15 protein-coding genes are annotated in these 14355 nt (G+C 50.8%); 2 read left to right on the top strand and 13 right to left on the bottom strand.

The features are described from left to right. Positions 1–8: 8 nt before the first annotated feature. Positions 9–332 (bottom strand): ferredoxin FdxA, encoded by a 324-nt coding sequence (fdxA, locus tag MCB1EB_RS02335; RefSeq protein ID WP_026921111.1) that lies wholly within the window; start codon positions 330–332, stop codon positions 9–11. A 166-nt stretch (positions 333–498) separates the two neighbouring features. Between fdxA and MCB1EB_RS02340 the strand changes: the two genes are divergently transcribed. Together MCB1EB_RS02340 and MCB1EB_RS02345 are read left to right on the top strand one after the other, a co-directional pair. After that, on the top strand, positions 499–1857 hold the full coding sequence (locus tag MCB1EB_RS02340) for a sodium:proton antiporter (protein WP_045363187.1): 1359 nt from the start codon (positions 499–501) through the stop codon (positions 1855–1857). 38 nt (positions 1858–1895) lie between these two features. Beyond that, positions 1896–3359 (top strand): DNA recombination protein RmuC, encoded by a 1464-nt coding sequence (locus tag MCB1EB_RS02345; RefSeq protein ID WP_045363185.1) that lies wholly within the window; start codon positions 1896–1898, stop codon positions 3357–3359. 27 nt (positions 3360–3386) lie between these two features. On the opposite strand, the gene MCB1EB_RS02350 is transcribed toward MCB1EB_RS02345, so the two are convergent. From MCB1EB_RS02350 to MCB1EB_RS02405, 12 genes are all read right to left on the bottom strand, one after another. Continuing rightward, on the bottom strand, positions 3387–3662 hold the full coding sequence (locus tag MCB1EB_RS02350; protein WP_026921109.1) for a DUF3566 domain-containing protein: 276 nt from the start codon (positions 3660–3662) through the stop codon (positions 3387–3389). Between the two features lie 29 nt (positions 3663–3691). Continuing rightward, complete coding sequence (locus MCB1EB_RS02355) at positions 3692–4615, bottom strand: cation diffusion facilitator family transporter (RefSeq protein ID WP_052393811.1); 924 nt, start codon at positions 4613–4615, stop codon at positions 3692–3694. A 45-nt stretch (positions 4616–4660) separates the two neighbouring features. Continuing rightward, positions 4661–5503: a peptide chain release factor N(5)-glutamine methyltransferase gene (gene prmC / locus MCB1EB_RS02360; protein WP_161566228.1), complete on the bottom strand. Its 843-nt coding sequence runs from the start codon at positions 5501–5503 to the stop codon at positions 4661–4663. Positions 5504–5513: 10 nt separating this feature from the next. Beyond that, positions 5514–6596, bottom strand: a complete 1083-nt coding sequence (prfA, locus tag MCB1EB_RS02365; protein ID WP_026921107.1) for a peptide chain release factor 1 — start codon at positions 6594–6596, stop codon at positions 5514–5516. A gap of 70 nt (positions 6597–6666) precedes the next feature. Then, on the bottom strand, positions 6667–8295 hold the full coding sequence (locus tag MCB1EB_RS02370) for a PhoH family protein (protein WP_026921106.1): 1629 nt from the start codon (positions 8293–8295) through the stop codon (positions 6667–6669). Between the two features lie 30 nt (positions 8296–8325). Continuing rightward, positions 8326–8817 (bottom strand): peroxiredoxin, encoded by a 492-nt coding sequence (locus MCB1EB_RS02375; protein ID WP_045363182.1) that lies wholly within the window; start codon positions 8815–8817, stop codon positions 8326–8328. A 44-nt stretch (positions 8818–8861) separates the two neighbouring features. After that, complete coding sequence (locus MCB1EB_RS02380; protein WP_045363181.1) at positions 8862–9767, bottom strand: polysaccharide deacetylase family protein; 906 nt, start codon at positions 9765–9767, stop codon at positions 8862–8864. A 14-nt stretch (positions 9768–9781) separates the two neighbouring features. Continuing rightward, positions 9782–10828: a bifunctional UDP-4-keto-pentose/UDP-xylose synthase gene (locus MCB1EB_RS02385; RefSeq protein WP_045363180.1), complete on the bottom strand. Its 1047-nt coding sequence runs from the start codon at positions 10826–10828 to the stop codon at positions 9782–9784. A 48-nt stretch (positions 10829–10876) separates the two neighbouring features. Beyond that, positions 10877–11791, bottom strand: coding sequence for a formyltransferase (locus tag MCB1EB_RS02390; protein WP_045363179.1), 915 nt, complete (start codon positions 11789–11791; stop codon positions 10877–10879). Next, positions 11788–12753 (bottom strand): glycosyltransferase, encoded by a 966-nt coding sequence (locus tag MCB1EB_RS02395; protein ID WP_126353839.1) that lies wholly within the window; start codon positions 12751–12753, stop codon positions 11788–11790. The genes MCB1EB_RS02390 and MCB1EB_RS02395 overlap by 4 nt, the downstream gene beginning before the upstream one ends. A 4-nt stretch (positions 12754–12757) precedes the next feature. Continuing rightward, a complete protein-coding gene (locus tag MCB1EB_RS02400; RefSeq protein ID WP_045363177.1) occupies positions 12758–13906 on the bottom strand; it encodes a DegT/DnrJ/EryC1/StrS family aminotransferase in 1149 nt (382 codons plus the stop codon). A 61-nt stretch (positions 13907–13967) separates the two neighbouring features. After that, a complete protein-coding gene (locus MCB1EB_RS02405; protein ID WP_026921100.1) occupies positions 13968–14339 on the bottom strand; it encodes an SMR family transporter in 372 nt (123 codons plus the stop codon). Positions 14340–14355: the final 16 nt, after the last annotated feature.

The following is a 14355-nucleotide window of genomic DNA, read 5'->3' on the forward strand; positions in this document are numbered from 1 at the left end:
TGCATACTTTAGCGCTCAAGCAACGGTAACTTATCAGGTTTATCTTTCCAATCATCCGCATCGGACAGTGGTGCTTTGGTTTTGGTGATGCTGGGCCAATGCTTGGCGAGTTCTGCGTTCAGCGCAATGAATTGCTGTTGTTCGCTAGGAACATCTTCTTCCGCGTAAATCGCATTGGCTGGGCATTCCGCAACGCATACGGCACAATCAATGCATTCTTCAGGATCAATCGTAAGAAAATTAGGGCCTTCGCGGAAGCAATCGACAGGGCACACATCTACGCAATCGGTATAACGGCATTTGATACAATTTTCGGTTACTACATGAGTCATGCAGCTGATCTCCTTACAAAGAGCATAATAGTTTTAAAGCTATTCAATCAATATAATAGCCAAACCTTGTTACGGTGCACTAAATCTTAGCAGATTGGCGAAGCATGCCAGTGTACTTTGTTTTCACTTGATTAAACTAGGCGCAAGTTTTTCTTAGGAAAATAGGATGGATATTTCATCGGCTGTTCCAGTCTTGTCCGCTAAATGGGGCATACCGTTTGCGGGTATGTTGCTGTCGATTGCATTGTTGCCGCTCTTGACGGCTGCTTTTTGGCACAAGCATTTCGGTAAGGTTTCTGGGTTTTGGGCGTTAGCATTTATTGTGCCGTATGCAGCTTTATTTGGCATCGGTGAGGTGAGCCAAATCGTCGTGCATGCATTTGTTGCTGAATATATGCCTTTTATTATCCTGCTCGCTGCTCTTTATACTGTGGCCGGCGGTATTTGCGTGCGGGGTAACTTACATGGTTCGCCACGCGTCAATACCGCCCTGCTCGCCCTAGGCGCGGCACTGGCTAGTGTTATGGGAACTACTGGGGCGGCCATGTTGTTGATTCGTCCTTTGCTGCGCGCTAACGATAACCGTAGGCATGTCGCGCATGTGGTTATATTTTTTATATTTTTGGTGGCTAATATTGGGGGGGCGCTCACGCCGCTTGGCGATCCGCCGCTGTTCTTGGGTTTTCTGAATGGCGTGGGTTTTTTCTGGACGACGGCGCATTTATTTAAACCCATGTTGTTTGTCACTGTTTCGTTGTTAGGATTGTTCTACTTGCTTGAGCGGTATTATTTTTACCACCGCGAAGAAGAGCGCACGCCTTTTCTCGATCCTACGCCTGACTCAGCTCGATTCACGATCGAGGGCAAAATAAATTTTATATTGCTTGCATGCGTGCTTGGATTGGTTTTAATGAGCGGTGTTTGGAAGCCGGGGATTTCTTTTGATATATTGGGCACGCCGCTGGCATTGCAAAACCTGCTGCGTGACGTCTTTTTGCTGGTGGTGATTTTTGTTTCTTTGCGCTGGACCTCAAAATCAGCTCGCGCGGGCAATGCGTTCGCGTGGGAACCGATTACGGAAGTCGCAAAACTCTTTGCCAGCATATTCGTGACGATTGCGCCGGTGATTGCGATCTTGCGCGCAGGTCAGGCTGGGGCTTTGGGCTTTGTCACGCGGCTCGTTAATGATGAGTATGGGCAGCCAATCAATGCAATGTACTTTTGGGTCACGGGGTTGCTTTCCTCGTTTCTCGACAATGCTCCGACCTATTTAGTGCTATTTAATACGGCTGGCGGCAATGCTGCTCACCTTATGCATGAAGGGGCGGCAACCTTGGCGGCGATTTCCGCTGGCGCAGTTTTTATGGGGGCGATGACCTATATTGGCAATGCGCCTAACTTTATGGTTAAGTCAATTGCTCAATCTAATGGAGTGCGGATGCCGAGCTTTTTAGGCTATATGGTTTGGTCGGGGGCCGTATTGATCCCAATTTTTGCTCTAACAACGTTACTTTTTTTCTGTTGAAACGATAAACGTTTTTTTATGTAGGTAGATATTTTTCGATGCCAATATTCTTGTTTTCTATTGTCGGTATCGGGTGCGCGTTCGTGCTAACGATTGGATTAATCCTTTTTCTGCGAGCGCACCTAAGCACCCAACTTACAGTGCTGCGTACCCGCCTGGATGAGGTACATAACGCTCAAACTCATGCCTCTGAATGTCTTGAGCGCGAATTGCGCAGCGCTGTGACTGAAACTGCACGCATGACGCGTGTAGAGTTAACCACGGGATTCGTTCAGTTCCAGCAAAGTTTGTCTGCCCAACTCACCAGTATCGCTACTTTACAAAACAACCAAATTGATGCTTTTGCACAACAGCTTGCAAAATTGACGGCTGGTAATACAACGCAGCTTGAAGCGATGCGGCACAGCGTGCAGCAACAGGCGCAGCAGGCGCGCGAAGAACAAGGTATGGCGCTTAAACGCTTTAGCGATACGCTGCATCAGCAGCTCTCGCAATTGTCTGAAGAAAATAGCCGGCGCATGGCTGAAATGCGCGCTACGCTTGAGCAAAAATTAAAAGATATAGAAACCAACAATGCGCTAAAACTGGATGAAATGCGTCATGTGGTTGATGAAAAATTGCACGCTACGCTTGAGCAGCGGTTAGGAGAATCGTTCAAACTGGTTGGTGAGCAACTGGAACAGGTGCACCGGGGACTGGGGGAAATGCAAACGCTTGCCATCGGCGTTGGCGATTTGAAAAAAGTTTTAACGAATGTTAAAACGCGCGGGACCTGGGGGGAAGTACAGCTTGGCGCATTGCTTGAGCAGATATTAACCGCAGAGCAATATGCGCGGAATGTGGTGACGGTACCTGGCAGTAATGAGCATGTCGAATTTGCGCTGCGCCTGCCTGGCCGTTCCGATGCCATGGATGCAGATGGTCTCGCCGCGCCAGTTTGGTTACCGATTGACGCTAAGTTTCCGCGTGCCGATTATGAACGTTTACTGGAGGCTCAAGAACGCGCCGATCCCGTTGCAGTGGAAGACGCATGGCGCGCATTGGAGGCGTGTGTGCGACAAGCTGCGCGCACGATTGCGCAGAAGTATCTTGCGCCACCGCATACAACAGATTTTGGCTTACTTTTTCTGCCGACTGAAGGGCTCTATGCAGAAGTGCTGCGCCGTCCTGGGCTAAGCGATGCGGTACAGCGTGATTACCGTATTACGATAGCGGGGCCGACGACCTTAACTGCATTATTAAATAGCTTGCAAATGGGGTTTCGTACATTAGCCATAGAAAAACGTTCAAGCGAGGTATGGCGGTTGTTAGGAACCGTAAAAACTGAGTTTATGAAGTTTGGCGAGGTCTTGGCGAAGACCAAGGCGCAATTAGAAACGGTGACGCGTTCAATTGTGGCCGCTGAAACGCGCACGCGCGTTATGCATAAACAGTTGCGCAATGTTGAGGCATTGCCAAGCGAACCCGCGCCTAATTTGCTGACGGAAGAGGAGTCGATTTAGTCCGCCAAGCTGCCGTGCCTTGGGGCGTTAGGAGTCTTGGCTTATCTCATCCAGCGTGATTTCAATGCCACCCACATATGACGCAACCCAGTTATAAATTTGGCAGGCTAACCATAAGAGCGCAAAACCAACCGCAGCATTAATTAAAAGGGCGCTTAGCAAGGCGCTGATGGCAAAGACCTGATAGCGCACATAAGCCATGATGGCTCCTAACAGCACAATCGGTACCGAGAAGGTCAAGTAAATTAGGATCAGGGCTTTTGCCGCTTGACCAGGAGCGATATAGGAGATTTGCTTTTTCATGGTTCATTTCACCCAAGAGGATTTTGGCATTATGACAGCGCTTCAGGCGACGTTAGTGCACAAACACGCATCGTATTATCTAAGTTAATTTGAAGGGTAACGTGATGGATTGAGTATTCATGAGCAAGGGTTTGCGTCACCGCAGTCAGAAAATCATCACCAGGGTGTCCGGCGGGCATGCTCAAGTGGGCGGTTAATGCGTTTTCAGTGGTCGAGAGCGCCCATACATGCAAATCGCATACGTTGACAACGCCGGGAAGTCCAGCAAGGTAATGCTCAATCTGTAATAGATTCACGTTAGCGGGTACCGCGCCAAGCGCCAGTTGCAATGACGCGCGTAATAGTCCCCAGGTGCTGTAGACGATAAGTAGCACGACGCCGATTGACAGCGCTGGGTCAACCCAGTGCCAGCCTGTCCACAAAATGATCAGCCCACTTATGGCAACTGCAAGCGATATGGCGGCATCTCCAACCATATGTAAAAACGCGCTGCGGATATTCAGGTCATGCCGGCTCCCCGACATGAGTAACCAGGCAGAAAAACCATTGATCACGGCGCCTACTGTGGCGACAATAAATACAGTTGCGCCTGCAACCGGGGCGGGATGCATAAAGCGAGGCACAGCTTCCCAAACAATCCAACCCGAGGCGCCAAGCAAAAGCACTGCATTGGCTAGCGCGGCCAGAATGGAGGCGCCCCGCAGCCCGAAAGTATAACGTGGGTTGGGTTGTTTTTTTGCGAGCCAGATGGCGCCCCAGGCTAAGATCAGCCCCAATACATCGGAGAAATTGTGGCCTGCATCCGCGATCAGCGCGGTCGAGTTCGCTAACCAACCGTAAATCAGCTGGCTTAAGACAATCGCCAGATTGAGTCCGATGGAGAGCGCGAAAGCTCGCCCATAACTGGCGGCTGGCCTATGATGCTCATGATGAGCGTGTGAGTGGCCGACCATGAGTTCCCTTTTAGCTAAAGATTTTCTAATATATTACCGAAATTTTTAGGACTTGAGGCCCCCGCTCACCCGCTCGATGTGCGCTAGATCGCGTTCTGAGCGCACCTGGCTAAAGCCATGCGCAATAAGTTGCGCGCGGGTTGCTGCGGCTTGATTATAGCCATGCTCTAGCCATAACGCGCCGTTATCTAGCAGCCAGGTATTGGCCTGGGCAATAATGGTATGGAGGGCGCTCAGGCCGTCGGCTTGATCCGTGAGAGCCTGGCGTGGCTCAAAGCGTAGATCACCTTGGGTCAGGTGTGGGTCGTGCGCGGCGATATACGGTGGATTGCTGACAATCAGGTGAAAGCGCTTAGGGTCGGTCAGTGCCTGATACCAGTCACCCATTGCAAAATTGAGGGAACCACCGGGCCGGTCAACCGGCAATAGATGGCGCGCATTCCATGCGGCAAGCGCGAGCGCGGCAGGGGCTTGATCCGTTGCCGTGATCTGAGCGTCAGGCCGTTGGTGCGCAATCGCAATCGCAATCGCGCCACTTCCGGTACCTAAATCAAGCACCCTTGGTGCATCGATGGAGGCAATCGCGGCCAAGGCTAATTCGACCAGTAGTTCTGTCTCTGGGCGCGGAATCAGTACGGCTGGTGTGATGCGAAAAGTGAGTCCGAAGAATTCGCGTTGTTCAATAATTTGAGCGATAGGTTCGCCCGCGAGGCGGCGTTTTTCAAGCGCATGAAAAGCGGCGATTTGGCTTGCCGGCAGCATTTCATCTGCCCGGGTGATCAATTCAGTACGTGGCCAGCCGAGCACATGCGCTAACAGGATACGAGCCTCCATCGCTTCAAGCGGTGCCGCACGCAGCAGTTGCGCTGCAGTGGCTGTCGTCCCCAGTCGAGCAGGATTAATGGGTTTCTCCCAGCGCAGCTAACAACTCAGCCTGATGCTCGCTCACCAACGTGTTGATTAAATCATCCAGATCCCCATCCATCAACGCTTCAAGTTTATAAAGCGTTAAGTTAATCCGGTGATCGGTCATTCTGCCTTGTGGAAAATTATACGTACGGATGCGTTCTGAGCGATCTCCTGAGCCAATCAAGCTTTTGCGGGTTGCGGCTTCTTTGGCTTGCTGCTCATGGTAGCGTTGGTCTTGAATGCGCGCAGCGAGGACTTTTAAAGCACGTTCCTTATTTTTATGTTGAGAACGATCATCCTGGCATTCAACCACAATACCGCTTGGCAAATGCGTGATACGCACGGCCGAATCGGTTTTATTAATATGCTGGCCACCTGCGCCTGAGGCGCGGAAAGTATCAATGCGCAAGTCGGCAGGATTGATTTCAACGGCGCCTAATTCGTCCGCTTCTGGCATGACAGCCACGGTGCACGCAGAGGTGTGAATTCTTCCCTGGGTTTCGGTTTCCGGTACGCGTTGCACTCGATGCCCGCCGGATTCAAATTTTAAACGTGAATAAGCGCCTTGGCCGATGATGCGAATAATCACTTCTTTATACCCCCCCAGTTCAGAGAGGTTTTCGGACATAATTTCGACTTGCCAGCGTTTACGTTCGGCATAGCGCAGATACATACGGAACAGCGCACCAGCAAAAAGCGCGCTTTCATCGCCGCCGGTTCCAGCGCGAAGCTCTAGAAAAATATTGCGCTCGTCGTTGGGATCTTTCGGCAGCAGCATGGTTTGCAGTTCTGTCTCAAGCTGTGCCATGCGTGCGCGAGCGCTGTGCAGCTCGTCTTCAGCAAATGCGCGCATCGTCGCGTCGGTGAGCATTTCTTGCGCGGTTTGTTCATCGGTTTTTGAATTTATCCATTCATTATAATTTTCAACCAATGGCGCCAATTCAGCATGCTCGCGTGTCAGCTTGCGGTATTGATCAAGGTCCGCCGTAACGTCCTCTTTACTGAGTAATTGATTTAATTCCTTGAGCCGCTGCGAGAGCTGATCAAGTTTGTGCTGCATGCTTTGTTTCATAAAATTAGTTAAGGGCAAGCAAGTTATTTTTCTCGTTGCTTATATCTGCTTGCACGTTTGAATAGAAGGGTTAAAGAATTTCCGATGCATAGTCGGCTAGACGGGATCGCTCGCCGCGCGCCAGCGTAACATGGCCGCCATGCTGCCAGCCTTTGAAACGATCTACGACATATGTTATGCCAGAGCTGCCTTCGGTGAGATAAGGCGTATCAATTTGTGCGATATTGCCTAGGCAAACAATCTTAGTGCCAGGCCCGGCACGCGTAATCAGGGTTTTCATCTGCTTCGGAGTTAAATTTTGCGCCTCGTCAATAATCAGATACTTGCTCACAAAAGTACGCCCTCGCATAAAACTCATGCTTTTAAATTTAAGCCTGGAACGGATCAAATCTTGAGTTGCCGCACGACCCCATTCGCCCGCGCTGCTATCCGTTTTTTGTAAAACTTCAAGGTTATCGTCAAAGGCTCCCATCCATGGTTGCATTTTTTCTTCTTCAGTGCCTGGCAAAAAACCAATATCCTCTCCGACTGACACCGTAGCCCGGGTGACGATAATTTCATTGTAACGTTTATCATCTAGCACCTGCACTAAACCTGCCGCCAGCGCGATTAAAGTTTTACCTGTCCCAGCTTGACCCAGCAATGTAACAAAATCGACGTCTGGGTCCATCAGCAAATTTAACGCAAAGTTTTGCTCGCGGTTGCGCGCGGTGATGCCCCACACATTATTTTTATAATGGCCATAGTCGCGCAAGGTTTGTAAAAGCGCAGTTTTGCCATTAATTTCACGGACCTGGGCATGTAACGGAGGCTCACCGTTATTGGGCTCAAAATAAACAAATTGGTTAATTAAGAAAGATGCGCATTGTGGACCGGTGATGCGGTAAAGCGTGGTGCCGGTCTTGGTATCTTGCCAGCTTTCCATATTTTGGCCATGCGTACCCCAAAAGTCAGGCATTAACGCTAACATGCCGGAATACAGCAAGTCTTTGTCTTCGAGCACCTGGTCATTGAAATAATCTTCCGCAGGCAAACCAAGCGCATGAGCTTTAATGCGCATATTGATGTCTTTCGACACCAAGATAACTTGTTGCTCAGGGTGTTTGCTTTGCAGCGCATGGACTACGCTGAGGATTTGATTATCCGCCTTGCCCGCTGGTAAGCCAGCGATGGGAGCAAACGGTTGGAGCTGGGTTTGAAAGAACAGATGGCCGGTCGCTTCACGATGCCCAAGACGTGACAAGGGGATGCCGGCGGCAAGCAAGTCACTCGCATTGGCCACCAATGCATCGAGCGTGCGGCTCACTTGGCGCGCATTGCGCGCGACCTCTGACATGCCTTTTTTATGGTTATCAAGCTCCTCGAGCGTCATCATGGGTAGATAAACGTCATGTTCCTCGAAGCGAAAGAGGCTTGATGGATCGTGCATTAAGACATTGGTATCCAGCACAAAAAATTTACGCACCGCAGCCACTAAGGTGGGTTGTCGAGCTGGCTGAGGATTGCGGGTGCGGCGTGTTGGCGGAGTAGCTGGAACAGGAGCTGGTGCGCTACTGGTAGTAGGCAACGAAGCGGAACCAGGTTGGGGTGAGGGCGCCTCTTTTGCTTTTTTTTCCCGCTTTGCAGGGCGAGCCTTAGCTTGATAAGCATCAAGCGGCAATTGGCTACCCAGTTTGTTCGGCATGGTTGGCAAAGGCATGGTCTTCCTTAATATTTAGATACGTAAATTTTACGCTTTTGCTAGCGCGTGCACAGCATCTAACACCTCTGTAACGTGCCCTGGTACTTTGACGCCACGCCATATTTGGCGTAGGACGCCCTGTGCATCCAGTAAGAAAGTTGAGCGCTCGATGCCACGCACTTCCTTGCCATACATGTTTTTAAGTTTAATTACATCAAACAGAGAGCAAAGTTCTTCTTGCTGATCTGAAATTAAGCTGAATGGCAAATTGTGTTGCGCCTGAAAACCTTGATGAGATTTTAAGCTATCACGAGAAATGCCGATAATCTCCGTGTTGGCTTGCTTAAATTGCGCATACGCATCACGAAAATCTTGGCTCTCAGTGGTGCAGCCTGGGGTGTTGTCTTTAGGGTAAAAATACAGCACTACATTTTTGCCACGTAAGCTGCTAAGCGAGATTTTCTCCTCGTTTCCCGTCAAAGTAGCGCCACTAGCGGTTGCGCTGAATTCTGGCACGGCTTGATTAAGAGCAATGGACATCAAAATTCTCCTGTTTTTCGATTGCGTTAAGACAACGGCTTGAGCTAGGGTTGTAGGATCAATTCGCCCGCGCGTCCAGGGATTTCGCCCCAGCTTATAGGATATAAAGGTAAATCATCAAGCTTAAGCGTTGCATAATAATCCGCCAACGCGACTAAGGCATGGCCTTGCGCACGCCAGCCTGCGAGGAGCTCGGCAAAGAAAGGCGCAAGCTTTTGTCCTTCTAGTTCTGCATGTAAGGTGAAGACATGTGCGGTAGCGTGATTGGTTTGATCCGGCTCAGTCAGCGCTAGCAATTGGCGCACTACCTCAGACGCATCGGCGCCATTCACACCCAATCTTTCATCGAAAGTGGGCAAGGTGGTTGGAAGTTGGACCTGGGCGAGTGGCTGGCCGTCGAGCGTTGGCCGGTATGGGCCATGGCCGCGACCATCAGACGCATAAGCCATCTGCCAAGCGTCAAGTTGCGCAAAAGCGTAGTCATTCATTTGCCAGCCGGCTGCCCCGTGTGTCGTCGGCGCTGCGCCAAAAATTTCAAGAAAACGCGTGTAGCTTTTTTGCATCTGGGCTAGCGTCCAATCCCGTCCGCGCTGGCGTACGTTATCTTGCCAGCGGACATGGTCCCACGTATGAATGCCGCATTCAAAGCCCGCATCGCGCACAGCGCGCATTTCAGTGGCGGCCCGACAGCCGATATCTGGCCCGGGCAGTAACACGCCATATAACAGGGTTTTCAAACCATAGTGTTCGAGCACCGAAGTGCGCGCGACTTTTTTTAAAAAGCCAGGGCGGAGTGCTCTACGTAAAGCCCAGCCAGTATGGTCTGGACCTAAGCTAAACAAGAAAGTTGCGCGCGCCTTGGCATTTTCTAATAAACGCACCAGCGTTGGCACGCCTTCACGTGTGCCGCGCAACGTATCAACATCGATTTTAAGAGCGATCTGAGCCACGCGTGAATCGCCGACTAAGCAGCAGCTAGAGCGCGTGCTTCGGCAACCTGGTTGCGATAAGCATTAAAAACCTTGCGCAGTGCTTGCTCCATGCCAATGGTTGGCTTCCAGTTGAGCTCAGCGCTTATATTATCAATGCTTGGCACACGATTTTGCATATCTTGATAACCCGCGCCATAGTATGCGCCTGACGAAGTTTCAACCAATTTGACCTGCTGTGCGTTAGTGGCGTATTCGGGAAATTCAGCGGCGAGTTTAAGCATCATCTGCGCTAGTTCTTGCACCGAGAAATTATTGCTTGGATTACCAATGTTGTAGATTTTGCCAAGCGCTACATCGGCTGGGTTTTCGATGATGCGCATGAGGGCGCCAATGCCGTCATCAATGTCGGTAAACGCGCGTTTTTGTAGGCCACCATCCACTAGACTTATATTTTCCCCCCGCACGATATGGCCGAGGAACTGAGTCACCACCCGCGAGCTGCCTTCTTTTTGTGTATGAATTGAATCGAGTCCCGGGCCCATCCAGTTAAAAGGCCGAAACAAAGTAAAGCGCAACCCTTCTTGCATGCCATAAGCCCAAATCACGCGGTCCATCAATTGCTTGGAGCAGGCGTAGATCCAGCGTGGTTTATTAATTGGACCATAGACGAGGGATGAGCTTTGCGGATCGAATGCGCTATCCTCGCACATGCCATAGACTTCAGAGGTTGACGGAAAAACCAGATGTTTGCCGTACTTAACGGCTGAGCGCACGATCGGTAAATTCGCTTCAAAATCGAGCTCAAATACACGCAGCGGCTGTTTTACATAAGTGGCCGGAGTCGCAATCGCAACCAATGGCAGAATCACATCGCATTTGCGGATATGGTATTCAACCCATTCTTTATTGATGGTGATATCACCCTCGAAAAAATGCATTCTTTCATGTTGCAGCAGATCCCCTAGGCGATCTGTTTGCATATCCATACCAAACACTTCCCAATCGGTGGTGTCGAGAATACGCTTAGATAAATGATGGCCAATAAAGCCATTAACACCCAAAATGAGAACTTTTTTCATGAGATCGAAAACAAAGAAATAGGGCGCAGCATTTGAAGAGAGCCTGGGCTAAGTATGTGTCAGCTGTGCAAACTCAGCGAGGCTAATCAGGCGTCCTTCGTGCTGCAATTCGTGAATAGCGATAGCGCGGCCATCGCCGCATAGGCCAAATAGCGTATTATCCACTATCTGCAAGCCCAGCGGCAAATTTGCACCGCTTAACGGCTCGCTTGGGGCCAGCCGGGCGCGCGCAATCACTAAGCGTTTACCCTCTATTTCAGTAAAAGCGCCAGGGTATGGCGGAGCTACTGCGCGGATCAAGTTATAGATAGTTTGAGCGGGCTGGCGCCAGTTGATGCGCCCGTCTTCCGGTTTGCGGCCGCCAAAATAACTACCATTGGCAAGGATATTGGGCAGCCGTGGGGCCTTCCCCGACAGTAACGCAGGTAAACTATTCCAAAGAGTTTGCTCGGCGGCAACTGTGACCTTGTCAAAGACTTGGGTTGCCGTGTCATCCGGTAAAATCGGCACCGCCGTTTGCGCGACGATAGCGCCAGCATCCGGTTTGGCGGTCATTTCATGGAGCGTTGCGCCGGTTTCCGTTTCACCGTGCAAGATAGCCCAATTCACCGGCACGCGCCCGCGATATTTTGGTAAGAGTGAGCCATGCATATTAAATGCCCCGTGGCGCGCCAAAGCGAGCAATTCGGGACTGAGCATATGCCGGTAATAAAAAGAAAAAATAAAATCAGGATTGGCGGCGCGCACGGCAGCGCTTAACTCGCTAGAGTTTGCCTCAGTGGGCATTATAGTGGGCAGCCGATGCTCGGCGGCAAGCGCAGCAACACTGTCAAACCAGATATTTTCCGCCGGATTATCGTGGTGAGTGACAACCAAGGCGACTTCAACGCCGCGCGCAAGTAAGACCTGTAAGCAACGCACCCCAACTTGATGATAGGCAAAGACAACCGCGCGAAAAGTCATGATGGGCGAGAGGTGGAAGGCGGGTTAGCGCTAGTTTCAAGCACGGTTTGGATTAAATAACGCGGCCGCGCGCGCACTTGCTGATAGATGCGGCCGACATATTCGCCCAGCAGACCCAGAGCCAGGATAATTACCCCAAATAAGAAAAACGTAATCGCAAATAGCGTGAAGACCCCTTGTACTTCAGCGCCGACGATAAAGCGGCGCACGATAAGCAAGATAAAGAGTCCGGCGGAACCCAATGACAGCAAGAGGCCAATGAATGATAACCATTGCAACGGCGCCACCGAGAAACCTGTAACTAAATCAAAATTAAGCCGCATTAGGCTATAAAATGAATATTTTGAGGTGCCGGCAAAGCGCTCTTCATGGGCTACTTCGATCTCTACTGGGCGCTGGGCAAAAGTATAAGCTAGCGCCGGGATAAACGTATTTAACTCGCCACAGCGATTGATCGTATCGATAATGTGGCGACTATAGGCGCGCATCATGCAGCCTTGATCGGTCATGCGGATATGCGTAATACGCTCGCGCAGTTGGTTCATGGCGCGTGAGGCTTTACGACGCCATAGGCTATCTTGTCGTTGGCGGCGGATAGTGCCAACGTAATCGTGGCCTTCGTGCATTTTTTGCACGAGTTTGCCTATTTCTTCGGGTGGATTTTGTAAGTCGGCATCAAGCGTCACAATAATTTCGCCGCGCGCGGCCTCAAAGCCGGCAAGAATCGCCATATGTTGACCATAATTGCCGTTGAGTAAAATCACGCGGGTGTTCTCGGGCCGTATGCGAAATTGATTGGCCAGCAGGGTTGCGGATTGGTCTTGGCTACCATCGTTTACAAAAATCACTTCATAGGGCAGCGCTAGCGCATCTAGCGCCGTGTATAAACGAGCAAATAATGCATTAAGCCCTGCTTCTTCGTTATAAACTGGGATGACAACGGATAATTCAGGTGTTTTCATTTTTCTAATGAGTGAGTGAGGAGTGTTCGCAGATTTCATTTACGGCAGTCACGACTCGTTTAACATCAGCTAGCTGCATAGCTGGAAACAGCGGTAAAGTCACGGTGCTAGCGCCGATACGTTCGGCATGCGGAAACCTATGCACGGTGAAGCCGCGTTCTCGATATAATTTGAAAAGATGAATCGCCGGATAGTGTACGCCACTGCCGATGCCGCGGGCATGCAACTCAGCCATAAAACCGGCGCGGTCAAGTTTAAGCGCTGGCAGCGGCAGCACAATCTGAAACATATGCCAATTGGTATGCTCAAAATCCTCCGGCGGCAGCTCTACACCAAGCGTCACCGCTGCGCCGTTAGCGAAACATTCAAAATAATAGCGAGCGAGCTCCCGCCGCTGCTCGTTAAAATGCGCCAAATGCGGCATTTGCCCAAGCCCGACACGGGCGGCAACATCGGATAGATTGAATTTACCGCCCAGTACGTCGACCTCCATGCCATCAAAGCCGCTACGGGTTACGCCCTGTAAACGGTATTTCTGCGCTAAACGGGCTTCGGCCTCATTATTCAACACTAACGCGCCGCCCTCGATCGACGTAAGGTTTTTATTCGCATGAAAACTAAACGAGACTAAATCGCCTATGGCGCCAATTCGTTGGCCGCGCCAGTTTGAGCCGAGCGCTTGAGCGGCGTCTTCAATCACCCGCAGCCCATGTTGGCGTGCAATCGCGTAGAGGCGATCCATATCAACTGGCAGACCAGCAAGGTAGACTGGCATCAGCGCTTTAGTGCGAGGCGTAATCGCCTGCTCTAGCAAATTCAGATCAAGGTTGCGTGTGTACGGATCAATATCCACAAAAACCGGGGTCGCGCCAACTTCGAGAATTGTATTACTGGTTGCAACCCAAGAGAGGGGTGAGGTGATGACCTCGTCGCCTGGGCCAACGCCCGCAATGCGCAAACCGATTTCAAGGGTGGCGGTGCCAGAATTAAAAGTACGGACCGGACGACCGCCAACATACTCGGATAAAGCCGCCTCAAAGGCGAGATTCTGGGCACCCGTTGTAATCCAGCCACTACGCAAAACATCAGCCACGCCGGCGATGGTTTCCTCATTAATTGTCGGGCGGGTAAAAGGCAGAAACTCTTGATCCATCAAGAAATCCTTCAAATTAAATAGGGGAGCTAGTCAGCGACGAGCGTCACCGCGGTAAGGATTAACCTCGAGCTAACACGTAAACGCCAAGTAAAATGATGCCTGTGCCTATTAAGCGTTGTAGCGAAAGCGTCTCGCCAAAAAAATAAGCGGCGAGCAGCGCGTTTAACACATAACCTAGCGATAACATTGGGTAAGCGATTGACACATCCACTCGTGATAAGCCAATGATCCAGACGACCAGGCTGAAAGCATAACAGATGAGGCCGCCAATAATCGGCCATTGCGCCATCAACTGTAGCCCAATAGGCACAATATTTGCGCGGCTGAATTCAAATGGGCTAACGGCATTGACGCCTGCTTTGAGGAGGAGTTGGGCGCTGGTGTTGAGGAGGACGCCGCTTAAGATGCAGGAGAGAGCAATGGGGTTCATGCGAAAATATTAGAGA

The organism is Mycoavidus cysteinexigens (genome assembly GCF_003966915.1).
Lineage (GTDB): Bacteria > Pseudomonadota > Gammaproteobacteria > Burkholderiales > Burkholderiaceae > Mycoavidus > Mycoavidus cysteinexigens.